Consider the following 721-nt stretch of genomic DNA (forward strand, 5'->3'; position numbering starts at 1 on the left):
TTTCCATTCTTGAGGCGCAGCTTGTGCGCCTTGGTAATCCGCAATATCCGTCGTAAATCCCGTCGTCTCCCGGTCGCGCTTTCGGTAATCGGTGAGAAAGATGTTGCGCATGATGGTGAAAAGCCATGCCTGCATGCTGGTGCCTGGCTGATAGCGGTCGAGCGCGTGCCAAGCGCGCACCAATGTCTCCTGAACCAGATCTTCGGCGGCTGGCTTTGATTTGTGAAAGGTACGGGAAAATCGGCGCAATGCCGGAATAGCAGCAAGCAGTTCCTTCTTAGATGTCAAAACGTTTTCTGGCGGCGCATGTTGCATGATGTTCTCCCAAAAATCGGGGATCGTTCCACCTCCGCTGCGATTTGACTGCCTATATGCATGACAAGGCAGTCAAATCGAGCGTAGACATGGGAAAAACTATGCCGCCTGGGCCGCGGGGTTGAGGCTGCTTTCGGCCAAAGCCGTCAGGGCTTGGTCGGTGGCTTCTTCTTCCTCAAGCGTTGCAACAAGAAGCGCTTTGGCGTCGGTCAACCCTAGCTCTTCCGCCCATCTCGCCAAAGTCCCATAGCGGGCAATTTCATAGTGTTCAACGGCCTGGGCGGCCGAAGCCAAGCCTGCATCAAGGGCTGGTTGACCCTTGAATTCTTCCATTATCTCTTCGCCTTCGGAAATAATGCCTTCAATTGCATCGCAGGTCTTACCCTGCGGGCGTTTGCCAAGGGCT

The 721-nt window shown here is 54.6% G+C and carries 2 protein-coding genes; both read right to left on the bottom strand.

Going from position 1 to position 721, the window contains the following annotated elements; translation table 11 throughout:
- A partial coding sequence (locus GF108_RS22140) for a sigma-70 family RNA polymerase sigma factor (protein WP_153670480.1) occupies positions 1–315 on the bottom strand: 315 nt, incomplete at its 3' end.
- Between the two features lie 99 nt (positions 316–414).
- A partial coding sequence (locus GF108_RS22145) for a ferritin-like domain-containing protein (RefSeq protein ID WP_153670481.1) occupies positions 415–721 on the bottom strand: 307 nt, incomplete at its 5' end.

Origin of the sequence: Phyllobacterium sp. SYP-B3895, assembly GCF_009647635.1 — a bacterium.
Classification (GTDB): Bacteria; Pseudomonadota; Alphaproteobacteria; order Rhizobiales; family Rhizobiaceae; genus Phyllobacterium; species Phyllobacterium pellucidum.